Consider the following 26336-nt stretch of genomic DNA (forward strand, 5'->3'; position numbering starts at 1 on the left):
TACACATTCCGCCAGACAACTATCGATTCAAGTCTCGCCCAATGCATCTGGCTATTCAGCCGCTCAAAGCGCTACCCGACAGGTAAGGGTTAGCTATATTGCGCAGCTACGCCTTGGAGCCGAAATCGGTTGGTATTACGCGACTTTGACTTCAGCCTTCGCGCTATATGCGTTCACGCAGTCAATAACAATGACCATTCGTGCCAATTACTCAGGAGACTGATAGGTCGAGGCCGGGGTGGTGGGCTGAGGCACGGCGTAGGTCGGGCGAGCGGGGGTGGAAGGAGTTGGGGTCGTGACAGCCCGGGGAGCCGGGGTGACGGTGGGGACCGCTAGGGGCTGTGGGGGTGTTTGGTCGGGGAGTCCGCGGGTGTCGGAATGTAGGGAGTTCAGGTCGGCGCTGCCGGGACTCGGGAGGGGGACGATACCTCGGGTTCGGTTGCCCGGGCTGGGGCGAGCCGGGGTGTCCGGGGTGGCATTGCCTGGGGTTGCGGGGTTTTCGGCGCCCGGAACGGTCTGCTGGGCGTAGGACGGATCCGTGTAGGTCGGAGTGCCGGCACCTGGGGTGGCGATCTGCGGGGTGGCGCCGGTTTCGGGATCGAGTTCCGGTGGGGTGGTGTCTGTTTGGGGAGACTGCGGGGAAAGCAGGCTGGGGAGGAGGCCCTGGGGTTGGACCGCGGGGAAGTCGGTGAGGGCGGGGCCTATTTCCATGGCGGAGGCGGGGGTCAGGGGGCCGCCGTCGGGGGCTGCGGAGTATTCGGCTCGGAGGATGTGGTTGTCGCGGACCAGGACTCGGCCGGAGGTGGAGTCGACGGCTTCGGTGGTGCGGGGGTCCTCTTTGTCGGTGCCGAGGTACATCTGGCAGTCGGTGGTGTCGCAGGTTTGGGCGTAGGCGTAGCGGTCTTCGGCCAGGGCGTAGGAGCGGGCGGCGATGGCTTGGGCTTTGAGGGCTTCGGTGCCGCCCTGGTCGGCCCAGCCGGGGATCATTTCGGCGGGGACCACGCCTTTGAGGTAGTCGTCGAGGTCTACTTCGTTGACGGTTCGGAAGGCGTCGCCGTCGAGGGCTACGCCGAGGACGCCGCGGAAAGCGTTGCCGCCGCAGATTTCCAGTTGTTCTTCGGCGGGGCGGGCGGTGCCTTCGGTGACGGGGTAGGCCCAGGGGTCGTCGGTGGCGCCTTCCCACAGGGTGTTTCCGTCGCAGCCCTGAGTGATGGTGACGTCCGCGCCGGAGACGGTGGGGGTGAGGTGGGCGGCCTGGCCGGGGATGACACGGCGGCCGGCGACGTAGAAGACGGAGTCGGAGACGACGTCGAGGGTTTTGTCGTCCTGCTCCATGATGCGCACTCGGACGGAGGTCGCGCCGATGTCGGCGAGGTCGGCTCCGGAGTAGTAGTTCGCGAGGATGCGGTCGGCGGTCCAGCCTTGGGCGGCCTTCTCGAACGCGCCGTTCTGGCTCAAACCGCGGCCGTGACCGGCGCCGACCGTCAGGTTGAAGGCGTTCTCGGGCCAGGGCCACACGAGGAGGGCGGTGCCGCCCGTGGTGGCGGCGACAGCGAGGGACAGGGTGAGCAGACCGCGCCGTCTACGGCGCTCGGCTAGGTACCCGTTCGGCATGTCATACCCGTTCTCTCGAGGGCCGAGGCTACATTCGAGTTATCCAAAGCTAAGCCTCAACCAAACGTTCAGGGAATGTGACAGTAGGGACTAGTGTGATCGCTGATGCGCCAAGTAGCAAGCTTGTGCTCGGGGCGCGGTTAGACCGATTTGCCTGAATGGGAGATGCTTGTGCCGTATCGCAGACCGAAACACGCCTACACGCTCCCGGTTGTCACCGCCCTCGCGCTGATCATCCCCGTCGGCGTCCTCGCGTTGAGCGATTCCCGGGATGTCCGGAACGCGGATGAGAGCAATCTGGCGGCTATACCTGCGCAAATGGCCGAAGTCGCCCTGTCTTCGGTGCCCGACATCGTGCTGCCGCTGCGCGAGCTGACCGGGCTGGACCTACCCGATCTACGACTGTCCGATCTGCGGATGTTGCCGCTGCCCAGCTCGATTCAGATCCCCCAGAATCTGATCCCCGGTGTGCCACTGCCGAGCGAGATCCCGCTGCCCAAGCTCAACAATTCCCAACAGCAGCCCGTCGGCCCCGCCCCGGAGCCGCACGCCGTCCGGCCCACCGTGCCGGGCTCCCTCCCCAACGCCACACCGGTGGTCCCCGGCTCCGCGAAACCGAACAGCCCTGCGGGGGTGCCCGGATTCATCGCCGAACCGGGTCCGGAGATCCCGGCCGCGGACAACCCGGCGGCCCCGGGCCCGCATCCGGTCCCCGGTCTCACCGGCGATCTGCGCGCCCCCGCCCTCTCCCCCGGCGCGGTCCCCACCGACCTGGTCGACAAGGTCGGCGCGCAGGTCAAGGAGCTCTCCCGCGACACCCCGTTCAGCATGGTCGCGCTCACCGCGACCGATGTTCTCAACGCCACCACCAAGATTCGCGCCCAGCGACCCGACGGTACCTGGGGTCCCTGGTACGACGCCGAGTCCGAGTCCGGCAGCGACAAGTCCCAGCCGGGCAAGCGCAAGGGCACCGAGCCCATCTACGTCGGCAACACCAAGACCGTGCAGATGCTGGTGACGCCGAAGGCGAAAGCCGTCTCCACGCCGGCCGAACCGACTCCACTGGACGACAGCAAAGCCGATCCCGCGCAGATCAATCTGGAGAAGCTGGCCGCGGTCCTGATCGATCCGGGCCGTGGCAGCATCGACGAGAACCTCACCTCGGTGGCCGCCCCGCTGCCCGGCGGCGGTCCGAAGGTGATCTCGCGGGCGCAGTGGGGCGCGGACGAGTCGCTGCGCTGCGAGGAACCCACCTACGACGACGGCGTCTCCGCGATCACCGTGCACCACACCGCCGGCCGCAACGACTACACCAAGGCCGAGTCCGCGGGCATCGTGCGCGCCATCTACTCGTATCACGCGAAAACGCTGGGCTGGTGCGACATCGGGTACAACGCCCTGGTCGACAAGTACGGGCAGATCTTCGAAGGACGCTACGGCGGCCTGGACCGCCCGGTCGAGGGCGCGCACGCGGGCGGCTTCAATATCGATACCGCGGGCGTCGCGCTGATGGGCGACTACGAGGAGGACGATCCGACCGACGTCTCCATCCAGGCGCTCGGCAAGTTCATCGGCTGGCGAGCCAAGCTGGCGGGCTTCGACCCGCACGGCTCCACCACCATGTATTCCGAGGGCAGCGACTACACGAAATACGCGCTCGGACAGGCGGTCAAGCTGCCGAATATCTTCGCCCACCGCGACGTCGGCAACACCACCTGCCCCGGTGACGCCGCCTACGCCCTGATGGACAAGATCCGGCAGATCGCCGCCGACGCCGCGAGCGGCACCGACACGGTGGCCCCGACCGGCCCCAACCGGACCCGCCCCGGCCAGAACGCGGGCGCGAACCCGCAGGTCCAGGCCGCCCCGGCACCACCCGCGCCCAGTTCCAGCGAAGCGGACCTGGCCGCCCTCGCCGATCTCACGCAGCGGATCCTCGGCATGCTCGACCGCAGTGCCGTCGCCCGCTACTGGAATGAGCAGGGCGGCGCGGAAGGTCCACTGGGACAACCGAAAGCGGAACCGGTCGCACTCGCGGACGGCGGGCAGTACGGGCAATTCACGAATGGCTTCGTGTACGCCAATTCCGCCGGGCGGATCGTTTCGGTGGTCGGGAAGATTCTGGAACGATTCCTGCAAATGGGTGCGGACACAGGCATTCTCGGTCTGCCGACCTCGAACGAATATCCGGTCTCGAACGGTGTCCGCACCGACTTCCAGAACGGCGCACTGATTTTCGACCGGATGACCGGGATCGTCACCACCGTGCTGAAGAACTACGGCGCGGTTCAGGATCCCATCAAACCCATTCCCGCGGTGGCGCCCAACTAGATCAGGACCACCAGCGTTCCAGGGTGCGGGCCACGCCGTCGTCGACATTCGAGGGAGCCACCTCGTCGGCGGCGGCGATGGCCTCCGGGTGGGCGTTCGCCATGGCGACGCCGTGACCCGCCATGAGCAGCATCGGCACATCGTTCGGCATGTCACCGAAGGCGATCACCGAGGAATGCTGGACACCCAGGCGCTGCGCCACCGCGGCCAGACCAGTCGCCTTGGTGACGCCCGGCGCGGACAACTCGATCAGGCCGTTGTCGGTCGAATAGGTGAGATCGGCGCGGCCCTCCAGATGCGGTTCCAGGGTGCTGCGCATGATGGCGCTGGAGGTTCCGGGCAGCCGGATCAGCATCTTGATCGCGGGGGAGGCGATGACCTCGTCGCGGGAGACCTGGGTGTCGTCCGGGTTCAGCCAGGCGTGCTCGTACTCGGGGGAACTGACGAACTGGGGAGTAGCGGCGTCATGGGCGGTGGCGCCAACTCGTTCGGCGGCCAGGCCGCAGCCGGGGAGCAGATTCTCGGCCAGATCAGCGAGCCAGGTGAGGGTTTCGATATCGAGGGTCCGGCTGTCCAGCACCCGATCCGAGGCGCTGTCGTAGATGACCGCGCCGTTGCCGCACACACACAGCGGCGCGTACCCGAGCCCCTCGACCACCGGATCGATCCAGCGCGGCGGCCGTCCGGTCGCCAGCACGAACGGGACCCCATCCGCGATCAGGGCGTCGACAGCGGCCTTGGTCCGGGCGCTCACCTGCTCACGGTGGTCGATGAGCGTGCCGTCCACGTCGGAGGCGACCATCTTGGGTTTGGGCAGGTGAAAGAGCGTCACCTACTCCATCCTGCCTCGAGCCGCGACCCGTGCGCCCGTGGATTACGGACGATGCCGTGCAAACGAGACCTTTCCGGCACCACGCCGGACGGGCCGGTTAACACACGGATTGCCGGGGCGTCCGCGGTCCGTACCCCGCGTTTCCCCACTCCACTCCCTATGATCTGGTGCAGAACTCGACCCCGAAAGGGAATGATGGCCGGTTTTCTGCTGCGACGTGCGCTGAACTATGTCGTGCTGTTGGTACTGGCGTCGTTCCTTGCCTTCGGGCTCGCGTCCCTCACGTTTCGCCCGCTCGACAGCCTCGAGCATCGCAACCCGCGGCCCCCGCAGTCGGTGATCGACGCCAAGCGCGAAGAGCTGAAGCTGGACATGCCGATCCCGCAGCGCTACGCGGAGTGGGTCGGCGGGATCGTCACGCACGGCGACTTCGGGAAGACGCTGGCGGGACAGCCGGTGAACCAGGAACTGCCGCGGCGCATCGGGGTCAGTCTGCGGCTGGTCCTCGTCGGTTCGATCATCGGCACGATTCTCGGTGTGCTGATCGGCGCGGCCGGGGCGATCCGGCAGTACAAGTTCAGCGACTACCTGACCACGGTGATCTCCCTGCTGATCATCAGCACGCCGGTGTTCCTGCTCGCGACATTGCTGAAATACGGTGCGTACGGCATCAATACGGCCACCGGTGAGCAGATCTTCTTCTACACCGGCGAGACCTCGGCGAACGCGGTGCACGGCGCCTGGAATCAGTTCGTGGACCGCTTGCAGCACATGATCGTGCCCACCGCGGTCCTGATCCTCACCGCCGCCGCCGGATACAGCCGCTATCAGCGCGCCGCCATGCTCGACGTGCTCCAGAACGACTTCATCCGGACGGCGCGGGCAAAGGGTCTCACCCGTTCCCGGGCGTTGTACAAACACGGCCTGCGCACCGCGCTCATCCCGATGGCGACGCTGTTCGCGTACAGCTTCGGCGGGCTCATCACCGGCGCGGCGTTCGTGGAGAAGATCTTCGGCTGGCACGGCGTCGGTGAGTGGCTGGTCGACTCGATCAACGCTCAGGACCTGTACCCCGTGGTGACGGTGACCGGGTTCGTCGCTCTGGTGATCCTGTTGTCCGGATTGTTGTCCGACATCGTCACCGCCATTCTCGACCCCAGGGTGCGTGCGTGATGTCCGAAACCGAACTCCTCGCCCAGGGCGCTCCCGAGCCGATGGCCGCGGGCCGCCGCAAGTTGGTGGTGCGGCGCTTCCTGCGCAACAAGCCGGCCGTCATCGGGCTCGCGATCCTGATCCTCATGCTGGTCCTCGCCTTCGCGCTGCCGCCTTTCCTGAAGTACGACTATCAGCAGCTCGATTACACGGCGCTGCTCAAGCCGCCCAGTTCGCGACATCCCTTCGGCACCAACCAGATCGGTCAGGACGTTCTCGCGCAGACCCTGCGCGGACTGCAGAAGTCCTTGCTCATCGGCTTCGCGGTGGCCTTCATGGCCGCGCTGATCGCGGCGTTCACCGGATCTGTAGCCGGATTGCTGGGCGGCTGGACCGATCTGGCGATCATGTGGCTGGTGGACCTGCTGCTGGTCATCCCCAGTTTCATCATCGTCGCGCTGTTCGCGCCGCGGGCGAAGGGCAGCGGGAGCATTGCCCTGCTCATCCTCCTGCTCGGCGGTTTCGGCTGGATGATCAGCGCGCGCATCGTGCGCGGACTCACCTTGAGCCTGCGGGAGCGTGAATTCGTACGGGCCGCACGGTACATGGGTGCGTCGACCTGGACGGTCATCACCACCCACATCATCCCGAACGTCGCGTCGTTCCTGATCATCGACACCGCGCTCGCGGTGGGCGCGGCGATCATGGGCGAAACCGGGCTGAGCTACCTCGGATTCGGTGTCCAGCCGCCGGATGTCTCACTGGGCACCTTGATCGCGGCGGGCACCAAGTCGGCCCTCACCTACCCGTGGTTGTTCCTGTTCGCGGGTGGATTCCTGATCCTGACCGTGTTGTGCACCAACCTGGTCGGCGACGGGTTGCGCGATGCCTTCGACCCCAGCTCTCAGCGTGCGCGGTCACGCCGCAAGGACCGGGCGGCGACCGCTGCCGGAAAGGCCGCGGCATGACCGACAAGACGACCCTGTCCGACAATGGAATCCGATCCACGACAGCGCCGCTGCTCGAGGTGTCCGACCTACGGGTGAGCTTCCCGAGCGAGGAGGGCCGCATCGAGGCGGTGCGCGGTGTGAACTACACCGTGCAGGACGGTGAGGTCCTGGCCATCGTCGGCGAATCCGGTTCCGGCAAGTCGGTGTCCTCGCTGGCGGTCATGGGTCTGCTCCCGGATCAGGCCCGGGTGCAGGGATCCATCCGTCTCCGCGGCCAGGAACTGCTCGGTATGGGTGACCGGCAGCTGTCCACGCTGCGCGGCAGCAAGATCTCCATGGTCTTCCAGGACCCGCTCTCGGCCTTGACGCCGGTGTACCGGGTCGGAGACCAGATCGCCGAAGCGCTACTGGCACACGGCAAGATGAGCAAGCAGGAAGCCGCCGACAAGGCGGTGGATCTGCTGGATCTGGTCGGCATTCCGGATGCCGCCCTGCGCGCCAAGGCGTTCCCACACGAGTTCTCCGGCGGTATGCGCCAGCGCGTGGTGATCGCCATCGCCATCGCCAATGATCCCGAACTCATCATCTGCGACGAGCCGACCACCGCGCTCGACGTCACCGTGCAGAAGCAGATCCTGAACCTGCTGCGCAAGGCGCGTGACATCACCGGCGCGGGCGTCGTCTTCATCACCCACGACATGGGCATCGCGGCCACTCTGGCCGATCGGGTGGCGGTCATGTACGCGGGCCGGATCATCGAAACCGCGCGCACCGCCGACCTTTTCAACGCGCCGCGGATGCCGTACACGGTGGGACTGCTGGGTTCCATTCCGCGACTGGACGGTCCGGCACGGATGCCGCTGGTACCCATCGTCGGCGCACCGCCCGCCATGCACGCGCTGCCGCCGGGTTGCCCGTTCGCGCCGCGCTGCCCGGTCGCGGTGGAGGACTGCCGCGCGGCCGAACCGCCCCTGCAGGACACCGAGCCCGGGCATCGGGCCGCCTGCATCCGCGTCGCCGAAGTCGGGACCGCGGACCTGTTCGCGGCCTACCGCAGCGAGGTCCCGGCCGCCGAAACCCCGATACCCACCGACGAGCAAGTGGTGCTCCGGGTTTCGGATCTGAAGAAGACCTTCCCGATCACCTCCGGTGTGGTCTTCAAACGCCGTACCGGCGAGGTGAAGGCGGTCGACGGCGTCAGCTTCGAGATCAAGGCGGGGCGCACGCTGGCGCTCGTCGGGGAATCCGGATCCGGGAAGTCGACGACGCTGACCCAGATCATGGAACTCATCGGACCTGAAGGCGGCAGCATCGAGGTGCTCGGCAGCGACGTCGCCGGCCTCACCAAGGCCCGGCGGCGGGAAATCCGGCGCAAGATGCAGATCGTGTTCCAGGATCCCGCCGCCTCACTGGACCCGCGCCTGCCGATCTCGGACGCGCTCGGCGAGCCGCTGCGCATCAACGGCCGCCCGAAGGACGAGATCCAGCGCCGGGTCAAGGAATTGCTGCAGCTCGTGGGCCTGCGCCCCGAGCACGCCGACCGCTATCCGGCCGACTTCTCCGGCGGCCAGAAGCAGCGCATCAATATCGCGCGAGCGCTTGCCCTGGACCCGGAGATCCTGGTGCTCGACGAGCCGGTGTCCTCGCTGGACGTGTCCATTCAGGCCGGGGTGCTGAACCTGCTGCGCGACCTGCAGGCCGAGCGTGGACTGTCCTATCTCTTCGTTTCCCACGATCTGTCCGTGGTGCGCAATCTTGCCCACGACATTGCCGTCATGTATCGCGGTCAGATCGTCGAATATGGTGCGGCCGAACAGGTTTTCAGCGATCCGCGGCACGAGTACACCCGCGCCCTCATCGACGCCGTTCCCGTCCCGGTGGTCAGGGGATAGGAGCGGAGAGTGTTCCAGCAGAACTCCAACGGAAGGAGCAACCGGTGAGGATTCGCTCGATCGGGACGAAGCTCGCGGTCCCACTGGTCGCCGTGACAATGGTGGCGACCGGATGCGGTGGCGGCGACGACGGCACCGCGCCGCAGGGCAGAGCCGAGCTCGGCACCACCAGCGATATCAATCCGCACGATGTCGCCGACCTGAAGGACGGCGGCAACCTGCGGCTGGCCATGACGGCGTTTCCGGCGAACTGGAACACGCTGAACATCGACGGCAACGACTCCGAGATCATGGGCGTCGAACGGTCCATGATGCCGCGCGCCTTCAAATCCGACGCGTCGGGCAACCTCTCGGTCGACACGAACTACTTCACCGATATCCAGCTGACGAACACGAATCCGCAGCAGGTCACCTACACGATCAATCCCAAGGCCGTCTGGTCCGACGGATCGCCGATCACCTGGGAGGACATCGCCGCCCAGGGCAATGCGCTCAGCGGACGCAACAAGGACTTCCTGCTCGCCAACAACCAGGGGTGGGACCGGGTCGAGAAGATCGAGCGCGGGACCGACGACCGGCAGGCCGTCATCACCTTCAACAAGCACTTCTCGGAGTGGAAGGGCCAGTTCGCGGGCAACTCCTTCCTCTACCCGAAGTCCGTGACCAGCACGCCGGAGTCCTTCAACAAGGGATACGTGGACGCCATCGGGCTGACGTCGGGGCCGTTCATCGTGCAGTCGACCGATCGCGGGCAAGGCCGGATCGTGTTGGGGCACAACCCGAAGTGGTGGGGTGACGCCCCGAAGCTCGACACCATCACCTTCAGCGTGCTCAACGACCAGGCGACCATGCCGGCCCTGCAGAACAACGAGATCGACGCGATCGGCGTCGGCTCGCGCGACGATCGCAAGACCGCCGAGAACACGCCGGGCGTAGCCATTCGCCACGCACCCGGTAACTCGTGGTCGCACATCACCTTCAACGGCGCGTCCGGATCGATCTTCGCCGATCCCAAGCTGCGGGTGGCCATCGGCAAGGCCATCGACCGGCAGGGTATCGCCACCGCCATCCAGACCGGCCTGGTCATCGATCCCAAGCCGCTCAACAACCACATCTACATGGCTGGACAGAAGGGCTACCAGGACAACGCTCCGGCGTTCGACGCGAACGAGGCCGCCAAGGAACTCGACGACCTCGGCTGGAAGGTGCCCGCCGGCGGCGGCATCCGCGAGAAGGACGGCAAGAAGCTCGAGTTCCGCGATGTGATGTACAACGCCGACACCTGGGTGCAGATGGCACAGATCATGCAGCAGAATCTGGCCTCGATCGGCGTGAAGATGAACATCGTGACCAAGCCCGGCCAGGACTACTTCACCAAGGTGATCCAGCCCGGTGACTTCGACATGGCGCACTGGAGCTGGGTCGGCGACCTGTTCCCGCTCGGCAGCATCGACCAGATCTGGGGCTACCACCCCGAAACCAATGACCTGCAGGGCAACTACGGCCGCATCGGCTCGCCCGAACTCAACGATCTGATCGAGAAGACCGTCTCCGAACTCGACCCCGACAAGGCCATCGAACTGGCCAACCAGGTCGACAAGCAGATCTTCGCGGAAGGCCACTCCCTGCCGCTCATGCAGTCGGCCGGCAATATCGCCGTTCGCGCCAACCTCGCCAACTATGGCGCGGCCGGTCTGGCCAGCCTCGACTACACCAAAATCGGCTTCCTGAAGTGAATTCCCGGATGGGCCATCCCCTGGCCTATCCGGCGCTCATGACGATCGGGACCCTGGCGATCACCATCGCCTGGGTCCCGTTCGCCGATCCGGAGCAGGTTGCGATGTTGATCGCCGTGGCGGCGGTCGTTGTGGGGTACACCGGGTTTCGGTTCGCGGTCGCAGTCGGGCTGCTGCCCAGTGGATTGCCGCGCGGGAGCCGGGAGGCGGTGGTGCGGCGGGTGCGGCAGCAGCATCGGTTGGTCAGTCGGTCGTGGCTGGAAATGACTGTCGACGGCCGGAATCGTTGGCTGCCGGTGTATTTCGAACCGGCGCTGGTGCTGTTGACGCAGGAGAACGCCGAGATCGGCGGGCGGGCCGTGGCCGTTGGCGGGCGGCGGGTGTATCCGTCGGGGCGGCTTCGGGATTCGGAGCCGGTGGGGCGGCTGGTCGACAATCCGGCGCGGCCGGATCCGGCGGCGTTGGGGCGCACCGGTTTCGGGCGGCGAGTGGTGTTGGATGCGCAGTCGGCTGTGGTGGGGCCGTTCGCCGGGTTGTTGTGGGTCTATGTGGACGGTGGGGGGATCGGCGCGTTCGCGGGGGCGACGGTGGTCGCGGCGGGCGCGGCTACCTGGTTGTCGGCGGTGCGAGGGTCGGACCCCAGCTGAGCGGCGCGCGGACGCGAACGGCCTGCCTCGGGAGTGCTCCGTCTCGAGGCAGGCCGTGGGGATTCGCGGGGATCGGCTAGTCGGCGGGCTGCTGGGCGCGGCGGGCGGCCTTCTCCGCGGCCTCGGCCTGGTCCATCGCGTTCGCCTCGTCGAGGGTGGGGGCGCCGCCGCCGAGGCGGGACGGGACCCAGTAGGCGCCGGGCTCGTGGGTGTAGTCCTGCTGCAGGTCCAGGAGCATGTCGTGCATGGTGCTCTTGAGCTCCTCGGTCAGGGCCGAGGCGGGTTCATAGGGCTGGATCGGCTTGCCGACCGCGATGGAGACCGGGGTGTTGGTGCGGCCCAGGCGCTTCGGGTGGCCCTTCGTCCAGACGCGCTGCGCGCCCCAGATGACGATCGGGATGATCGGGACGCCGGCCTCGATGGCCATGCGGGCCGCGCCGGACTTGAAGTCCTTCAGCTCGAAGCTGCGGCTGATGGTGGCCTCGGGGTAGACGCCGACCAGTTCGCCGGACTTCAGACGTGCGACGGCCTCGTGATAGGAATCCGCGCCCGCCGACCGGTCCACCGGAATGTGCTTCAGGGCACGCATGACCGGGCCGGTGATGGAATTGTCGAAGACTTCCTTCTTCGCCATGAAGCGGATGTAGCGCTTCGTGGTGCGGGCGGGCAGGCCCGCGTAGGTGAAGTCCATGTACCCGGTGTGATTGATGGCGATCACCGCACCACCGGTCGCGGGGATGTTTTCGTCGCCCTTGATGGCGAACTTCAGGCCCTGCAGTGCGAAAACAGTGCGGGCCAGCCCGATGATCGGGTAGTAGACGGGTTCCACAGTTCCGCTAGCGTAGTCGCTGCCCGCGCGGCATCCAGTGATGCAGGTAACAGCATCGCTTTTTGGTGTGACGCGGTGACACTGAAACAGGTCCGGTATGGGTAGTCGGACGAAACAGATATACATCTCGAAGTCGGGCACCGAGCGGTTACTGCATCGGTGACGTCTCCGGCCAGCCAGTAGTCTGGGTGGCTGGTAACGGTCAGGGAGGAATGAAGCTCGTGCAGATCACCAGCGTCGGACACGCCGGATTCCACATCCGAACCGCGGCCGGAACGATCCTCTGCGATCCATGGGTCAATCCGGCCTATTTCGGGTCATGGTTCCCGTTCCCCGACAACACCCAGCTGGACTGGGACGAGCTCGGCAACTGCGACTTCCTCTACGTGTCGCATCTGCACCGCGACCACTGGGACGCGAAGCTGCTCGCGGACAAGATCAACAAGGACACCACCGTCCTGCTCCCCGACTACCCGGTGCCGGACCTCAAGCGAGAGCTCGAGGCCCTCGGGTTCACCAAGTTCGTGGAGACCGAGGATTCCGTCAAGACCACTGTCACCGGGCCCGGCGGCGACCTCGACATCATGATCATCGCGCTGCGCGCGCCCGCCGACGGACCGATCGGTGACTCCGCGCTCGTCGTCGCCGACGGGGAAACCGTCTGCTTCAACATGAACGACGCGCGACCCGTCGACATGGACGTGCTGCACGACGCGTTCGGGCACGTCGACATCCACCTGCTGCAGTACTCCGGGGCCATCTGGTACCCGATGGTCTACGACATTCCGACCAAGACCAAGGCCAACTTCGGCAAGCAGAAGCGGCAGCGCGGCATGGACCGGGCGCGCTCCTACATCGAACAGGTCGGGGCCACCTGGGTGGTGCCTTCCGCCGGTCCGCCGGTGTTCCTCGACGACGAGCTGCGCTACCTCAACGACGACCGCGGCGACGAAGGCAATATCTTCCCCGACCAGATCACCTTCCTGGATCAGATGCAGATCCACGGCAACGAGGGCGGGCTGCTGCTGATCCCCGGCTCCACCGCGGATCTGCGTGGCAAGGAACTGCTTTCACTCGAGCACCCCGTCGACCCCGACACCATCTACGGCGACAAGGCCGCCTACATCGAGGACATGGCCCAGCGCATGGCTCCCGTGCTGGCCGCCGAGAAGGCCACCTGGGCGCCCGCCGAGGGCGAGCCGCTGCTGCCCGCGCTGAAGGCCAAGTTCGAGCCGATCATGAAGCAGAGCGACCTCATCTGCGACGGCATCGGCTACCCCGTCGGGCTGGTCATGGGCGACGAGACCGTGGTGCTGGACTTCCCCAAGCGCGAAGTGCGTGAACCCGTCGAGGGAGAAGGCAAGTACCGCTACGGATTCCGCATCGCGCCGCAGCTGGTCCGCACCGTGCTGCGCGACGACGAACCCGACTGGGTCAACACCATCTTCCTGTCCACGCGCTTCACCACCTGGCGCATCGGCGGATACAACGAATTCCTCTACACCTTCTTCAAATGCCTCACCGACGAGCGCATCGCGTATGCCGACGGCTGGTTCTCCGAGGCGCACGACGACACCGCCTCCACCGAACTCGACGGCTGGGAAGTGCAGCGCCGCTGCCCGCACCTCAAGGCCGACCTGTCGAAATTCGGTGTGGTGGAAGGCAATACGCTGACCTGCAACCTGCACGGATGGCAGTGGGATCTGGAGTCGGGGCGTTGCAAGACGTCCAAGGGTCACGAGCTGCGGTCGAAGAAACTGGTCTGATCCGTTGCATCGCGGCCGGTACCGGGTACCGGCCGCGATCAGCGAATACCCGTGTCACGCACGGGATCTGGCGGCGATAGCCACCGCCACGAAGGTCAACGCGCATCCCGCCACGGTCAGGGCCGAGATGCCGAGACCGGTCGGCGCGACCACATCCAGCACCACCGAGGCGAGCAGCTGCCCGGCCACCGAGGTCAGCCCCAGGAGCAGCACGCCGATCCAGCGCACCACGGCCACGGCCAGCGCGACGAACGAAATCCCGATCAGGCCACCGAGGTACAGCCACGGCTCGGTGGGCGGCGTGCGCAGGCCACCGCGCCGGACCAGCACCACCGTTTCGATGACCACCAGGGCCGCCGTGCCGGTCGCGAAATTGGCCAGCGTCGCCGACAACGGTCCACCAACGGCACCCACCCGACCGTTCACCGCCTGCTGCCAGGCGACAAAAACGCCCGCGATCAGTGGTAACACCACCAACAGCACCGATGCCGCGGGCGTGGCGTTCCCCGAGCCGGATCCGTTGCGACCCACCACCGCGAACAACACCGCCACCAAAGCCAGCACCGCCGCTCCGACCCGCGCCACCGTCACCGGAGTCCGCCCGGACGGCCCCCAGCCCAGCCGATCCACCACCAGACTGCTCGCCAGCTGACCGGCCACCGCCGCCACGGTGAACATGGTGACCCCGATCGTCGCCACCGTAAGCCCCTGACACGCAACGAAATACGCCCCCGAAAGTCCACCTACCAACTGCCACCAGCGCAACTCCCCCGTCGCCAGGGCGTCCCGCACCCGCTCGACTCCCGAACGCAATCGACCGCTGAACGCGAACACCACAGCCAGAATCAGCAACCCACTACCGAAACTGATGGCCGCCGCCGCAACCCCATCCCCCAGCCGATCCCCCAACTCGCCATTGATCCGGGCCTGCACAGCCACAGCCGCACCGATGGAACCCCCGAACCCCAACCCCACCCACCGCCGCGCCGCCACGGCTCGATTCTGCCTGCACCTGGGGCGTAAGCACCGCCGACCGGCCGGATCGCAAGTGTGGCGGCCGGTGACAACGGCTGTACCCGGCTGGTCCGGCCGTCAAGGCCCGTCGATTACCAGCGGCTACTTGTTCTTGCGGGTTGCGGAGGGAGCGGCGCGTGGCGGGAGCTTCCGGCCCAGGAGCTTCTCAGCCTCACGGCGGTTGGCTTCGACCTGTTCGGGGGTCAGCTTCACTCGACGTGCGCGCCATTCTTCCTGCGTCAACGCACTCACTGCTCGCCTCCCTTCACGATTGCCTGGATGCGCCACATATTACGCGTGGCGTCCATGCCGACTCCAATAACGACATAGCTTCGAGCGTCGATGAGCAGGACCTCACGTTCGAGTGGGACGGGACTGAACTCGCTCAAACGCAGCGCTGGAGTTCCTGCGGGCACGAGCATATCCAGGATCACAGGGTTTCGGTGCCGCCTCGACCGCGGCGGCACCGAAACTCCGCTGGTCGACATGAATCCGTCGTGTGTGAATTGTTCATCGACCAGCGCTGCCGCTGATGCCTCGTCAACGAGCCCATAGACCTGCCCTTCTGCCTCCCGAGTTACGCGAACCGTCTGCGGGAGTGGGTATTTCGCAAGAGCCGACCTGATGAGCGCGACACGCCGGGCCAGAGTAGGCGTCATCGCGATCTGCCCCCACAAAGCGTCGTTGATGTCCTTGAACCCGTTGTGCGCGTATGCGCACAGCACTCCACGTTCCTCGGCGGTCAGCCGGTCAATACCTTGCCCCGCCAGGGCTGCCTCCGCCCACGGCCACTCGTCGAATCCGAACTCGTCGTCCGCCACGCGCGGATTGTTCTGCATCACGACCACCGCCACGCCGCACTCACCCGATTCTCCGTTTCAGCGGGCGTGTATGCGACCGACCGGCCGGATCGTAAGCGCGGCGGCTCGGCTCTCGGCCCGATTCTCGGCTTCGATGCGGGCCCGGATCGCCGCGACCGAATACCGATCCCGCCCGTGCCGAGCCGCTGACACCGGTTCGTCCTGAGTCATCCGCACAGCTGCCAGCACGCACAGAATCACCGTCACCGCCGCGAAGAGCAGTTCAACCAGCATCGGAGTGCCTTTCGCTCGGTTCCACCGTCCGGACACGCAGATACGCGGCCGCGCTGGCCTTCCGCGCACACGCCGAACCGCACTCGGCATGAATGGCGAGAATCCCCTCCGCCCGCTCCCGGGAAACAGGGACGATCCGCCCATTCGCGCAGTGATCCTCGGCGCGCGTTCCCGACCGGGCCGCGCTCATTCCCGATCCCCATCGAAACCCCGTGCCGCACTGACGAATCCCTCCAGCACGGCCCGCGCCCGCTGCCGCACCCGGCATACATCCCGATCGCAATACCGGTGCATCTGCCACGCCAGCCGAGCATCGACCCTCGTCAACAGTCCCGGATCCGATTCGCAAGCAAGAAGATTCATCGCAAACCTCTCAATCGGTGCGAATAGACGCGCCCGGCGAGGATGTCGGAGTGGAGTGCACCCTCAACCGGACGCAATCCCATTGGACCGCCCGGAGAGGTGGCGATGACCCGATGTGGTGACTCCGAATCGGTTTCACCGAATTGCCTGCACAGTCACCGAATTCGGTGGGACCCTTACACCGAAACGGGTGACGAGGGCACCCGCAGCGAATGAGCGTGACCACTGGAAACGGAGGATGCGATCATGTCCGACCTCTGCTCGACTGTGCCTCTCCGGCAACTCGGAAGACTGATGCTGGAGTGGCGAAATCGATCTGGTTTGAGTCAGGCGCGGGCCGCCGAGCTACTCGAGATGGGGGCGTCCAGTCTGGCGCGCATCGAGAAGGCTGAGATCACACGCATCAAGACGACCGTCATCAAGGAAGCCTGCGGAATCTATGGCGTACCCGGTGATATCGCCGAGGGCATGATCGGGCTGGCACAGCAGGCCAAAGTCAAGAGTTGGTGGCACTCTTACGCCGATCTCATGCCCAAGAACCTCGACGTATACGTGGGACTGGAAGCCGCTGCCGTCGGATGTGTTGTGTATCAGCCGGATTTGATCCCCGGTCTGCTCCAAACAGAGGCTTACGATCGTGCCTTGTTGAAGGTCCGCTGGCCTGACGAACCCGAGGACGAGCGAGATCGCCGCGCCCAGATCAAGCAACGCCGCCAGATCACCATCACGCGAAAACACCGTCCACTGGACCTGGGAGTGGTGATCGGCCAGGCGGCGCTACACCGCACGGTCGGCGGACCGACCATCATGGCAAGCCAACTTCGGCACCTCGCGGATATCTCGACACGCGAGAATGTTTCGGTTCGCGTGCTGCCGTTCGAGGCCGGTTTTCCCGGCGGTATCGCCATGTCGCCGTTCGTGATTCTCGACTTCGGCGAGCCGCCCCGAGGGGAGCCCACCGAGCCTCCGGTCGTGTACCTGGAGGGTGCAGTCGGAAGTATGTACCTTGAGGAACAGGACGACGTGAGGTTCCACTACGCGGTTCACGACGTCATCCGACAGGCCGCCCTGGACGAGGTAGCCTCTCGAAACCTGTTGAGGCGGCTAGCGAGGGAGTATTCGTCGTGAACGTGAAGCTATCCGATGCACGGTGGTTCAAGAGCAGCTACAGCCAGGCTGGTGGGGAGTGCGTCGAGGTCGCCTTCGTCGAAGGCGGGCACGTTGCCGTCCGCGACAGCAAGGACCGCGGTGGCCCAGCCTTCGTCTTCACCCCCGGCGAATGGGATGCGTTCGCCGCTGGCGTCCGCAATGGTGAATTCGACTGTCCCTAGCGGTAATCCACAACCAAGTGCTCGAGCGCCCCGGATGAGCCGCCTCATGAGGTGCCAGGAGGCGGCCACCGACAGTGCCTACGGGCCCGCGGAACGCCTGTCTCACCGACGTTCCCACGGGACTAGCCCACGTCGTTCGTCTCCCGGCTGAAGCAGTCGGGGATCATGATCGCGCACGCGATGGTGCCGGCGATATTGAGGGCCGCGTCCAACGCTGCCGAACCGGTGGTGATCGGGAAGGCCGAGCCTGTGGCCGAGCCGGACTGCGCGACCGGGGAGGCCGGAGCGTCGACGAGCGGGAGCGGCGCGGCCCCCGCCTGACCGGCTCCGACAGTCAGTGCCGTAGCAATGCCAACCGACGCAATGAGAGTGCGCATGCGTGAAACCCTTCGATCGAGCGTGCGGCCGGACGTCTCGACCACCGCCAAGAAAGGTAATCGCTTCCGTTTCAATACGATCCTGGAATCCGCGCCCTCGCGGGCCCCGAGTTTCAGGGGCTAGTCGTGTTCGGCTGCAAGACCTCCGATGCGTTTAAGGGTCAAGCCGCCGAGGGTGTCGGCGGTGTGTCGGGCGCGGAACCGAAAGCCTTTACCGGATCGAATAACTGGCCCGATAGGAGGCAGTGATGCAGCTGGCCGAGCATCTTGTTGAACAAGTGCCGCATGGCGGGTGCGTGGCGGTCGCCGTGGATGCGGCGACGCAGATAGTGGTCGCGGGCCGGGCCTTCGTTGGCCATTGCGGAGAAGGCCCAGACCCATCCGGCGGCGGCCAGGCGGTCGTTCTTGATGCGGCGGTGGGTGATCGCGATCATCTTGCCGGAGGCGCGGGTGACCGGAGCGGATCCCGCGTAGGCCTTCAAGGCTCGGTCGTTGGCGAATCGTGTGCGGTCGTCACCGATCTCGGCGAGAACCCGGGCGCCGTTGAGGTCGGCGAGCCCGGGGAAGCTGGTGACGACCGCATAGTCAGGGTGCTTGCGGAACTCCTCCGCGGCAGCCTGTTCCAGATCGTCTGCGCCGACGCAGGCAGCGTCGAGAGTGGCCAGCAGGGCGAGGGCCTGGCGGCCCATCGCCTTCTCGACCGGCAGCAGTTGGCGCAGCTGCGGGGCGCGCAACCCGATCAGGATTTCCTCGGCCAGGGCATCGACGCTGCGTTTGCGTCCGGCGCGTCGCAGTGCCGCGGCGACGCGGGTCTTGGTGAGTTTGGCGACGTGGGCAGGCGTCGGGGCCAGCGCCAGAATCGCACGGGCTTCGGGCTTGGCGAGATTGGTGGCCGACTTTCCGGCGAAGGTGGCCAGGAACGCCGGGTAGTACTCGCGCAGCAGCGAACGCAGCTCGTTGCTGGCTTTGGTGCGGCGCCAGACGGCGTCCTGCTGGGCGCGCGCCAGCACCGCGATGGCCTGGACGAGTTCGCTGTCGGCGGGGATGCGCCGGTGGTATTCGGCGTCAACGCGGATGATGTTGGCCAAGGTCATGGCGTCGACATGGTCGGACTTGGCGCGGGCCATCGAATGCCGTTCGCGATAGCGGGCGACGGCCATCGGGTTGATGGAGTAGACCGGTCGGCCGGTGGCGCGCAGCGCCGCTACCATCAACCCGCGCGGGGTCTCGATCGCGACCGCGATCGGGTCTTCGGCGGTGTCGCCGGCCTCGGCCAGCATGGTGGTGAGCTCGGCCAGGCCGGTCGGGTCGTCGCTGATTCTCTTCTTCGACACCAACTTTCCGTCGCGGTCGACGACCGCGATGTCGTGATGTCCTTCGGCCCAATCGATTCCGCAATATCGGTGCATAACGGCCTCCCTCGTCTCGGGTGTGTCCGCAGGTCCAAGACCTCGGCGAGAACGCGCAGCGCCCTACTTACGAGCCTCTATGGGCTTGCCTCCGATGAGCTGTTCGCGATCCCAGCGCACCCGCACGGCACCGGTCTTTCCAAGAGCTCACAGCTCTCGAAAGCCGAGGCGTCTGATCGTGCGAGCAGGCTCGAACCACGAGCAATTCGATTCGACATGCACAACCGGACGGGCCCGACACACCTCGTCGGAGCCTCGTCCGGCTGCACCAACTGTCGTGCGCCCACGGTCTTGCATAAGGGCTCGATGCCCCGAGATATGAAAGGGGTCGACACGGCAGCACGGATATCGGCTGGGCCGTGGCGCACAGATGCCTGGTTGGAGGACTCCGACGGTCCTGGAGACAACGACAGGTCACCACGGCCCAACCTCGAACGATCGACCCTGTCAGCGCTACGCACTGCCTTCCAGAAGACCTAACAGGTCCAGAACTCGCGGATGCGTTGAGCGCTAACCAAATCAACCGTTACTAGCTAAGTAGAGATCTGGTGTCGGAATGGAGTAGGAGCCAGGTGGTGGCGACGGCTGCGAAAGCGAAGACCAGCAGGGCGATCACCTCGAGCGCGGTGTGAACGGACGGGTCAGCGTCGGCGTGGAAGCCAGGTCGGGGTTAGGGCGGCGGCCAGGAGGAGCGGTGCGCCGAGGGCCGCGACCATGATCGGCAGCGGCAGCCAAGTGGTGGCCACGGCTGCGAAGACGAAGACCAGGAGGGCGATTACCTCCGTGGTGAAGCCGGCTACCGAGGTCACTGTGGCTCGGGCGGGGCCGGTGATGGCGTCTTGGAGGCGGGCTGAGGCCAGGACGTCGGCGTTGTAGTCGATGCCGTAGGCGACGCCTATTGCCGAAAAGCCCAGCAGGGTCAGGGAGTACAGGGCTGTCGGGTGGTGGGCGGCAGCGCCTGCGAGGAGGGCGCCAGCGATGAAGAGGAGGCCTGCGGCGGTCAGGGCGAGGGACATGGTTCGGGTGGAGATGGACTCGGTGCGGCCTGCCAGGGAGGAGCCGATCAGGGAGCCTGCGACGGTCAGGGCTACGAGGACGGACGCGAAAGATGGTCCGGCACCGGCGTGACCTGCCAGCAGGGAGAAGTACTCGTCGAAGGCGGTTACTCCATTGAGGAGAGCTACAAGGATTACGCCTCGGCGGATCATTCTGACGCGCAAGGCCTCTCGCATACCGGCGCGGAGCATCGCGATGTAGCCGGGCGCGGGTGACGGGTGGAAGTCGCCGGGGTCGGCTGGGGTGTCCTCGGCGTCGCCATCTGCATCGCCGCCATCTTCTTCGCCGTCCTCGGCATCGTCGATCTCCTTGGCGGAGATGGACTTCGGAGCCGTAGGGAGGAGAAGGGCGGTGCCCGTGTGCAGTACCGCCAACGCGACGCTGGACCAGGCTACGAGCGCGTAGCCGCCCCAGGCGTACAAGGGGGCGGCGGCGAGAATGCCGAGGAGGGCGGCGGATTCGGTGGCGGTTCGGACGTAGCCCATGGTGCGGGCGTAGGCGGCGGTGGCGGAGCGGGCGTGTAGTTCGTCGTAGAGGAGGGCCTCGAAGGTGCCGGAGCGGAGGGCGCCCGAGGTGCCCCACAGGACGAAGCCGGCGGCGAAGCCCAGGTAGGTGGGGTAAAGGGTCCAGACCGCGAAGCCCGCGGCGAGTAGGGCGCCGGAGAGGATCAGGAGGGCTCGGCGGGAGACGGTGTCAGCCCACGCGCCGGACGGGATCTCCAAGAGGAAGGCGGTGGCCGACCAGATGGCGAACAGGGACGAGATCTGCGCGGGGTTCAGGCCGTGGTCGGCGAACAGCAAAGCGTAGATCGCGTACAGCGGGATCAGGTCCGCGGTGAAGGCGAACAGGATTGCCCGGAAGGTCAGCGCCCGGGTCGAGGACGGGCGGACGTTGGTGAGGCGTAGGGATCAACAGGCGTAGATCAACATGCGCATGGGATCAACTCTGCGCGCCGGGGGTACCACCGTCAAGCGGATTATCGATGGGGATCCAGCCATTGCTGGACGGCTCGCCTTCCGACACCGATGCGCCGACCAGGCCGGGGCGTTCGTTGAGGTCGTTGATGAGCTCGGTGACCGGGTGCGAGTCGCTGTAGTGGTAGCCCTGGGCGAGAGCGAAACCGAGCTCGGTCAGGACCGCGGCCTGGTACTCGGTCTCCACACCCTCGGCGATCACCTGCAGGTCCAGGGACTTGCTCAAGGCCGCGATCACGCCCAGCAGCGGCGGGGCGGGGGAATCGGAGCGGATCGACGCCACGAAGGACTGATCCACCTTGAGGATGTCCGACGGCAGCGTGGCCAGACGGCTCAGCGAGGAGTAGCCGGTCCCGAAATCGTCGATGGCGATGCGGACGCCGAACTCGCGCAGCTTGTGGAGGTTCGCGATGGCGGTCTCGGATTCGGCGGCCAACTCGCTCTCGGTCACCTCGAGCACGAGTTGCTCAGCGGGCCAACCGGTTTCCTCGAGGATGCCGGACACGCGGGCAGCGTACTCGGATTCGGCCAGCTCCAGGCCGGACACGTTCACGTTCAGCGTCAGGTCCAGCTGGGCGAAGGTCTCCTGGAGGCGGGCGGCGTCCGCGCAGGCACGGCGCAGAACCAGCTCGTCCAGATCGGAGATGAGGTCGTATTCCTCGGCGACGCGGATCAGGCCCTCGGTCGTGACCTCCGGCTGCGCGTGAGAAGACCAGCGCAGCAAGGCTTCCACGCCGACCGCGCGGGTATCGCCGTCGGTGAGACTCACGATCGGCTGGTACTGCACGTCCAAGGTGCCGCGGTCGATCGCCTCACGCAGCTCCACCGCCAGCGGCAGCTGCCGCGACGACTCCAGCACCGTGCGATTACGGCCCGCCTGCTTCGCCCGGTACAGACCCACATCCGCGCGCGACACCAGCAGCGAACCGGATTCACCCGGCTGCCACGACGTCACCCCCGCCGAACAACCGGTGGTGACAGCGGCCCGCAGCTCCTCGGTCAACAGGATCGCGGCCTGCTCGGTGGTGCCGGGCAGCAGCAGCGCGAACGCGTCACCGCCATAACGGGCCAGGCGTTGATCCGGCGCAAGCAGTTTCGACCAGGTGTCGGCCACCCGCTGCAGCACGGCGTCACCGGCCCGATGACCCAGATGGTCGTTGATCTTCTGGAAGCGGTCCAGGTCCACCAGCACCAAGGCCAGACCCTGACCGGTGCGGGTGGCGTGCGCGATGGCATTGCTCAACGCGCGATCGAAACCGCGGCGGTTCAGCAGACCGGTCAGCACGTCGATGTCGGCGTCGGACGCCATGCGCGTCAAAATGCCGACCACGATGCCGATTCCGAAAGTGATACCCGCCGGAATGATGCCCGACCACCACGGCAGCCCGCGCGACGGCACCACCCACAGACAGCAGGCTATGGCGAACGCCAGATGCCCGCCCAGCCAGCGCCAGGAGAAGAAGATCGCGGCGTCACAGGCCACGAACACATAGAACGCTGCCAGGCTGATCGCGCCGACCGTGTTCGGAAACCAGTGCACCGCAACGGTCACCAGCACCGTCGCCGTCGCCACATAGGCGTGATGCACCGAATGCGGCAGCCTCGGACCCCAGATGAGCAGGCTGATACCCAGCAGCAGCGCCACGAACGCCGCCGCGCCCACCAGCGGCCGATTGCCCTCATCACCCGGAGCGACGGCGGTCAGGGCAAGACCCAGAAAGCCACCCATGACGTAGAACGCCCCGGTGGTCCGAGCCATGACCATTGCCGTCGCCAGCGCCGATGCCGCCCGGACCCGGGTTCGGGCATCGCCGCGAGACCCGATTCCTCGCACGCTGCCCAGCCTAGCCACAAGCCCAGCCAGCGGTAGACACATCCGGCGGAATAAGCCACGCCGAGTAGCGAATACTCAGCGCGGCTCCAAAACCTCGGAGCCGACGAAAGGCACCAGCGCAGCGGGCACTCGCACCGAACCGTCCGCTTGCTGGTGGTTTTCCAGCAGCGCGACAATCCAGCGGGTTGTCGCCAATGTGCCATTCAAGGTGGCGGCGGTCTGCGGCTTGCCGTTCTCGTCGCGGTACCGGACATTCAGGCGACGGGCCTGGAACGTGGTGCAGTTCGAGGTCGAGGTGAGTTCGCGGTAGGTCTGCTGGGTGGGAACCCAAGCCTCGCAATCGAATTTGCGGGCCGCCGAGCTGCCCAGGTCGCCCGCCGCCACATCGATCACCCGGTAGGGCACCTCGATGGCGGCCAGCATCTCCCGCTCCCACGCCAGCAGCCGCCGGTGTTCCTCGTCGGCCTGCTCCGGGGTGGTGTAGACGAACATCTCCACCTTGTCGAACTGGTGCACGCGGATGATGCCGCGGGTGTCCTTGCCGTAGCTGCCCGCCTCGCGACGGAAACACGACGACCAGCCGGCATAGCGCTTGGGACCGGCGCTCAGATCCAGGATCTCTCCCGAGTGGTAACCCGCCAGCGGCACCTCCGAGGTGCCGACCAGGTACAGGTCGTCGTCCTCGAGGTGGTAGACCTCAGCCGAATGCTGGCCCAGGAAGCCGGTGCCCTGCATGATCTCCGGGCGCACCAGCACCGGCGGGATCATCATGGTGAACCCGTTCGCCGTCGCCTTCTGCGCGGCCAGCTGCAACAGGCCGAGCTGCAGCAGCGCGCCGTTGCCGGTCAGGAAGTAGAACCGCGAACCCGACACCTTCGCGCCGCGCTCCATGTCGATCAGGCCCAGCGACTCGCCCAGATCCAGATGGTCCTTCGGCTCGAAATCGAACTCGCGCGGCGTGCCGACCGTCTCGAGCACGATGTAGTCGTCCTCGCCGCCGGCGGGCGCGCCCTCCTGCACCACGTTCGACAACGCGCGCTGGGCGGCGTCGAGGTCGACGTCGGCAGCGTTCTCCGCCGCCTCCGCCTCCTTCACCTTCGCCGACAGCTCCTGGCCCACCTGCAGCAGCGCCGGGCGCTCCTCCTTGGAAGCCTTGCCGACCTTCTTGCCCAGGGCCTTCTGCTCGGCGCGCAGATTGTCGGCCGTCGCGACCGCCGCGCGACGGGCGGCATCCGCCTCGAGCAGGGCATCCACCAGGGACGGGTCCTCACCGCGAGCACGCTGCGAAGCACGGACCACGTCGGGGTTTTCCCGCAGGAATCGAAGGTCGATCATGGGTATTCAGCCTAGTGGGAAGGCGCCACCGGTTTTCGTGTAGGTCCGATCAATTCATCCACCCCACAACCAGGTGATTTCCGCCATAGGGTTAGCCCGATGGGACGGCAGGAGCCCGGGAGGGGCTCCGCCGTGGTCTTTCCGAGGAGTCACCATGCCCCAATACACCCCGCACACCGCCGATTTCGTCGTAGTCGGTGCCGGATCGGCGGGGGCCGCACTGGCCGCGAAACTGAGTGAGCGACCCGGCGTCAGCGTCGTGGTCCTGGAGGCCGGCGGCGAGGACAACGACAAGTTCGCGCACATTCCCGCCGCGTTCAACCAGCTGTTCCAGGGCGACAACGACTGGAACTACCGGACCGAGACCCAGCCCGAGCTCAGCAACCGGCGCGTCTACTGGCCGCGCGGCAAGATGCTCGGCGGATCCTCCTCCATGAACGCCATGATGTGGGTGCGCGGCTTCGCCGCCGACTACGACGAATGGGCCCGCTACGCCGGACCCGAATGGTCCTTCGAGAACGTGCTGCCCTACTTCCAGCGAATCGAATCCGTGGAAGAGGCCAGCGAGCCCGGCGAAGGCCGCAACGGACCGCTGCACATCTCCCGCCAGCGCAGCCCCCGCGCCCTCACCCACACCTACCTGCAGGCCGCCGCCGAAGCCGGATACCCGGTCGAACGCGCCAACGGCGATCGGCCGCAAGGGTTCTCGCAGACCATGGTGACCCAGAAGCGCGGCGCCCGGTGGAGCACCGCCGACGCCTACCTGCGGCCCGCCCGCCAGCAGGGCCGCAACCTCACCGTCGTCACCGACGCGCACGCCACCCGGGTGCTGTTCGAGGGCACCCGCGCCATCGGCGTGGAATTCCGGATCGGCGGCGAGACCAAGCAGATCAGCGCCAAACGCGAGGTCATCCTGTCCGGCGGCGCGATCAACAGCCCGCAACTGCTCGAGCTGTCCGGCATCGGCGACGGCGACCGGCTCCAGGAACTCGGCATCCCCGTGGTGCGGCACCTGCCCGAGGTCGGACGCGGCCTGCGCGACCACCTGGCCGCCCCCATCGTCTACCGCACCACCGGCGGCAGCCTCTACGGCGCGGACAAGAACCTGCTCGAACTCGCCAACTACCTGGTACTGCGGCGCGGGCAGCTCACCTCCAACATCGGTGAGGCGTACGGGTTCACCCGCAGCCGCGAGGACCTCGACCTGCCCGACCTGGAACTGATCTTCGCGCCCGCCCCCTACATCGCCGAGGGCCTGGGCGAACCCGACGGGCACGCGCTCACCTTCGCCGCGGTGCTGCTCAAGCCGGAATCCATCGGCAGCGTCTCCATCACCTCGCCGGATCCGTTCGTCGCGCCGCGCATCAACCCGCGCTACTGCGCCGAACCCGCCGACCGCGCCGCCCTGCTAGCCGGCCTGCGCACCTGTGTCGAGATCGCCAGCCAGCCCTCGCTGAAGGAACACATCGGCGAGCTCATGCAGCCCGCCGTCCCGTCCGACACCGCGCTGGACGAGGTGCTGCGCCGCTGCCTCGAGGACCACTCGCACACGCTGTACCACCCGGTCGGCACCTGCGCGATGAGCCGCGACGAATCCAGCGTGGTGGACCCGGAGCTGCGGGTGCGCGGCATCGAGGGCCTGCGCGTCGCCGACACCTCGGTGATGCCGGTGATCACCCGCGGCCACACCCACGCCCCGGCCGTCATGATCGGCGAGAAGGCGGCGGACTTGATCTTGTCCTGAGACGGCACAGGGGGTGCGAAGCCGGTGGTTCGTGGCAGCGGCAGGGTGGCGCTGCA

At 66.6% G+C, this 26336-nt stretch carries 20 protein-coding genes; 10 read left to right on the forward strand and 10 right to left on the reverse strand.

Translation table 11 applies throughout. The features are described 5' to 3' along the window. Window positions 1–207: 207 nt before the first annotated feature. On the reverse strand, window positions 208–1614 hold the full coding sequence (locus tag ABZ382_RS14265) for a SpoIID/LytB domain-containing protein (RefSeq protein ID WP_357088286.1): 1407 nt from the start codon (window positions 1612–1614) through the stop codon (window positions 208–210). Window positions 1615–1779: 165 nt separating this feature from the next. On the opposite strand from ABZ382_RS14265, the gene ABZ382_RS14270 reads away from it, so the two are divergent. Next, a complete protein-coding gene (locus ABZ382_RS14270) occupies window positions 1780–3945 on the forward strand; it encodes an N-acetylmuramoyl-L-alanine amidase (protein WP_357088288.1) in 2166 nt (721 codons plus the stop codon). A 1-nt stretch (window position 3946) separates the two neighbouring features. Here the strand turns inward: ABZ382_RS14270 and ABZ382_RS14275 are convergent, their stop codons facing one another. Continuing rightward, window positions 3947–4747: an HAD family hydrolase gene (locus ABZ382_RS14275; protein WP_357088774.1), complete on the reverse strand. Its 801-nt coding sequence runs from the start codon at window positions 4745–4747 to the stop codon at window positions 3947–3949. A 225-nt stretch (window positions 4748–4972) separates the two neighbouring features. Here ABZ382_RS14275 and ABZ382_RS14280 point away from each other — a divergent pair, with 225 nt between their 5' ends. The 5 genes from ABZ382_RS14280 to ABZ382_RS14300 are packed head-to-tail and all read left to right on the forward strand — an operon-like array spanning window position 4973 to window position 11154. Next, complete coding sequence (locus tag ABZ382_RS14280) at window positions 4973–5950, forward strand: ABC transporter permease (RefSeq protein WP_357088289.1); 978 nt, start codon at window positions 4973–4975, stop codon at window positions 5948–5950. Then, window positions 5950–6897, forward strand: coding sequence for an ABC transporter permease (locus ABZ382_RS14285; RefSeq protein WP_357088291.1), 948 nt, complete (start codon window positions 5950–5952; stop codon window positions 6895–6897). The genes ABZ382_RS14280 and ABZ382_RS14285 overlap by 1 nt, the downstream gene beginning before the upstream one ends. Then, on the forward strand, window positions 6894–8771 hold the full coding sequence (locus ABZ382_RS14290) for an ABC transporter ATP-binding protein (protein ID WP_357088293.1): 1878 nt from the start codon (window positions 6894–6896) through the stop codon (window positions 8769–8771). Before ABZ382_RS14285 ends, ABZ382_RS14290 begins: the two co-directional genes overlap by 4 nt. A gap of 44 nt (window positions 8772–8815) precedes the next feature. After that, window positions 8816–10507: an ABC transporter family substrate-binding protein gene (locus tag ABZ382_RS14295; protein ID WP_357088295.1), complete on the forward strand. Its 1692-nt coding sequence runs from the start codon at window positions 8816–8818 to the stop codon at window positions 10505–10507. A 38-nt stretch (window positions 10508–10545) separates the two neighbouring features. Beyond that, on the forward strand, window positions 10546–11154 hold the full coding sequence (locus tag ABZ382_RS14300) for a hypothetical protein (RefSeq protein ID WP_357088777.1): 609 nt from the start codon (window positions 10546–10548) through the stop codon (window positions 11152–11154). A gap of 76 nt (window positions 11155–11230) precedes the next feature. Here the strand turns inward: ABZ382_RS14300 and ABZ382_RS14305 are convergent, their stop codons facing one another. Then, window positions 11231–11983 (reverse strand): lysophospholipid acyltransferase family protein, encoded by a 753-nt coding sequence (locus ABZ382_RS14305; RefSeq protein ID WP_357088298.1) that lies wholly within the window; start codon window positions 11981–11983, stop codon window positions 11231–11233. Between the two features lie 221 nt (window positions 11984–12204). On the opposite strand from ABZ382_RS14305, the gene ABZ382_RS14310 reads away from it, so the two are divergent. Beyond that, the gene (locus ABZ382_RS14310) at window positions 12205–13749 is read left to right on the forward strand and encodes a Rieske 2Fe-2S domain-containing protein (RefSeq protein WP_357088780.1); all 1545 of its coding nucleotides are present in this window, start codon (window positions 12205–12207) and stop codon (window positions 13747–13749) included. Window positions 13750–13803: 54 nt separating this feature from the next. On the opposite strand, the gene ABZ382_RS14315 is transcribed toward ABZ382_RS14310, so the two are convergent. Further along, the gene (locus ABZ382_RS14315; RefSeq protein ID WP_357088300.1) at window positions 13804–14742 is read right to left on the reverse strand and encodes a DMT family transporter; all 939 of its coding nucleotides are present in this window, start codon (window positions 14740–14742) and stop codon (window positions 13804–13806) included. 269 nt (window positions 14743–15011) lie between these two features. Continuing rightward, window positions 15012–15617 (reverse strand): ADP-ribosyltransferase, encoded by a 606-nt coding sequence (locus ABZ382_RS14320; RefSeq protein ID WP_357088303.1) that lies wholly within the window; start codon window positions 15615–15617, stop codon window positions 15012–15014. A gap of 849 nt (window positions 15618–16466) precedes the next feature. Between ABZ382_RS14320 and ABZ382_RS14325 the strand changes: the two genes are divergently transcribed. Together ABZ382_RS14325 and ABZ382_RS14330 are read left to right on the forward strand one after the other, a co-directional pair. Beyond that, window positions 16467–17348 (forward strand): helix-turn-helix transcriptional regulator, encoded by an 882-nt coding sequence (locus ABZ382_RS14325; RefSeq protein WP_357088306.1) that lies wholly within the window; start codon window positions 16467–16469, stop codon window positions 17346–17348. Beyond that, a complete protein-coding gene (locus ABZ382_RS14330) occupies window positions 17345–17551 on the forward strand; it encodes a DUF397 domain-containing protein (RefSeq protein WP_357088308.1) in 207 nt (68 codons plus the stop codon). The genes ABZ382_RS14325 and ABZ382_RS14330 overlap by 4 nt, the downstream gene beginning before the upstream one ends. 122 nt (window positions 17552–17673) lie before the next feature. On the opposite strand, the gene ABZ382_RS14335 is transcribed toward ABZ382_RS14330, so the two are convergent. The 5 genes from ABZ382_RS14335 to serS all read right to left on the reverse strand — a co-directional run bounded on the left by ABZ382_RS14335 (window position 17674) and on the right by serS (window position 24536). Next, the gene (locus ABZ382_RS14335; RefSeq protein ID WP_357088310.1) at window positions 17674–17928 is read right to left on the reverse strand and encodes a hypothetical protein; all 255 of its coding nucleotides are present in this window, start codon (window positions 17926–17928) and stop codon (window positions 17674–17676) included. Between the two features lie 161 nt (window positions 17929–18089). Continuing rightward, window positions 18090–19337, reverse strand: coding sequence for an IS110 family transposase (locus tag ABZ382_RS14340; RefSeq protein WP_357088313.1), 1248 nt, complete (start codon window positions 19335–19337; stop codon window positions 18090–18092). Window positions 19338–19978: 641 nt separating this feature from the next. Continuing rightward, window positions 19979–21244: an MFS transporter gene (locus ABZ382_RS14345; RefSeq protein WP_357088783.1), complete on the reverse strand. Its 1266-nt coding sequence runs from the start codon at window positions 21242–21244 to the stop codon at window positions 19979–19981. 88 nt (window positions 21245–21332) lie between these two features. Continuing rightward, window positions 21333–23126, reverse strand: coding sequence for a bifunctional diguanylate cyclase/phosphodiesterase (locus tag ABZ382_RS14350; RefSeq protein WP_357088315.1), 1794 nt, complete (start codon window positions 23124–23126; stop codon window positions 21333–21335). 150 nt (window positions 23127–23276) lie between these two features. Beyond that, window positions 23277–24536: a serine--tRNA ligase gene (gene serS, locus ABZ382_RS14355; protein ID WP_357088318.1), complete on the reverse strand. Its 1260-nt coding sequence runs from the start codon at window positions 24534–24536 to the stop codon at window positions 23277–23279. A gap of 154 nt (window positions 24537–24690) precedes the next feature. Here serS and ABZ382_RS14360 point away from each other — a divergent pair, with 154 nt between their 5' ends. Continuing rightward, complete coding sequence (locus tag ABZ382_RS14360; protein ID WP_357088321.1) at window positions 24691–26280, forward strand: GMC family oxidoreductase N-terminal domain-containing protein; 1590 nt, start codon at window positions 24691–24693, stop codon at window positions 26278–26280. Window positions 26281–26336 lie beyond the last annotated feature (56 nt).

It is taken from the genome of Nocardia sp. NPDC005825, assembly GCF_040630175.1.
Taxonomy (GTDB): domain Bacteria; phylum Actinomycetota; class Actinomycetes; order Mycobacteriales; family Mycobacteriaceae; genus Nocardia.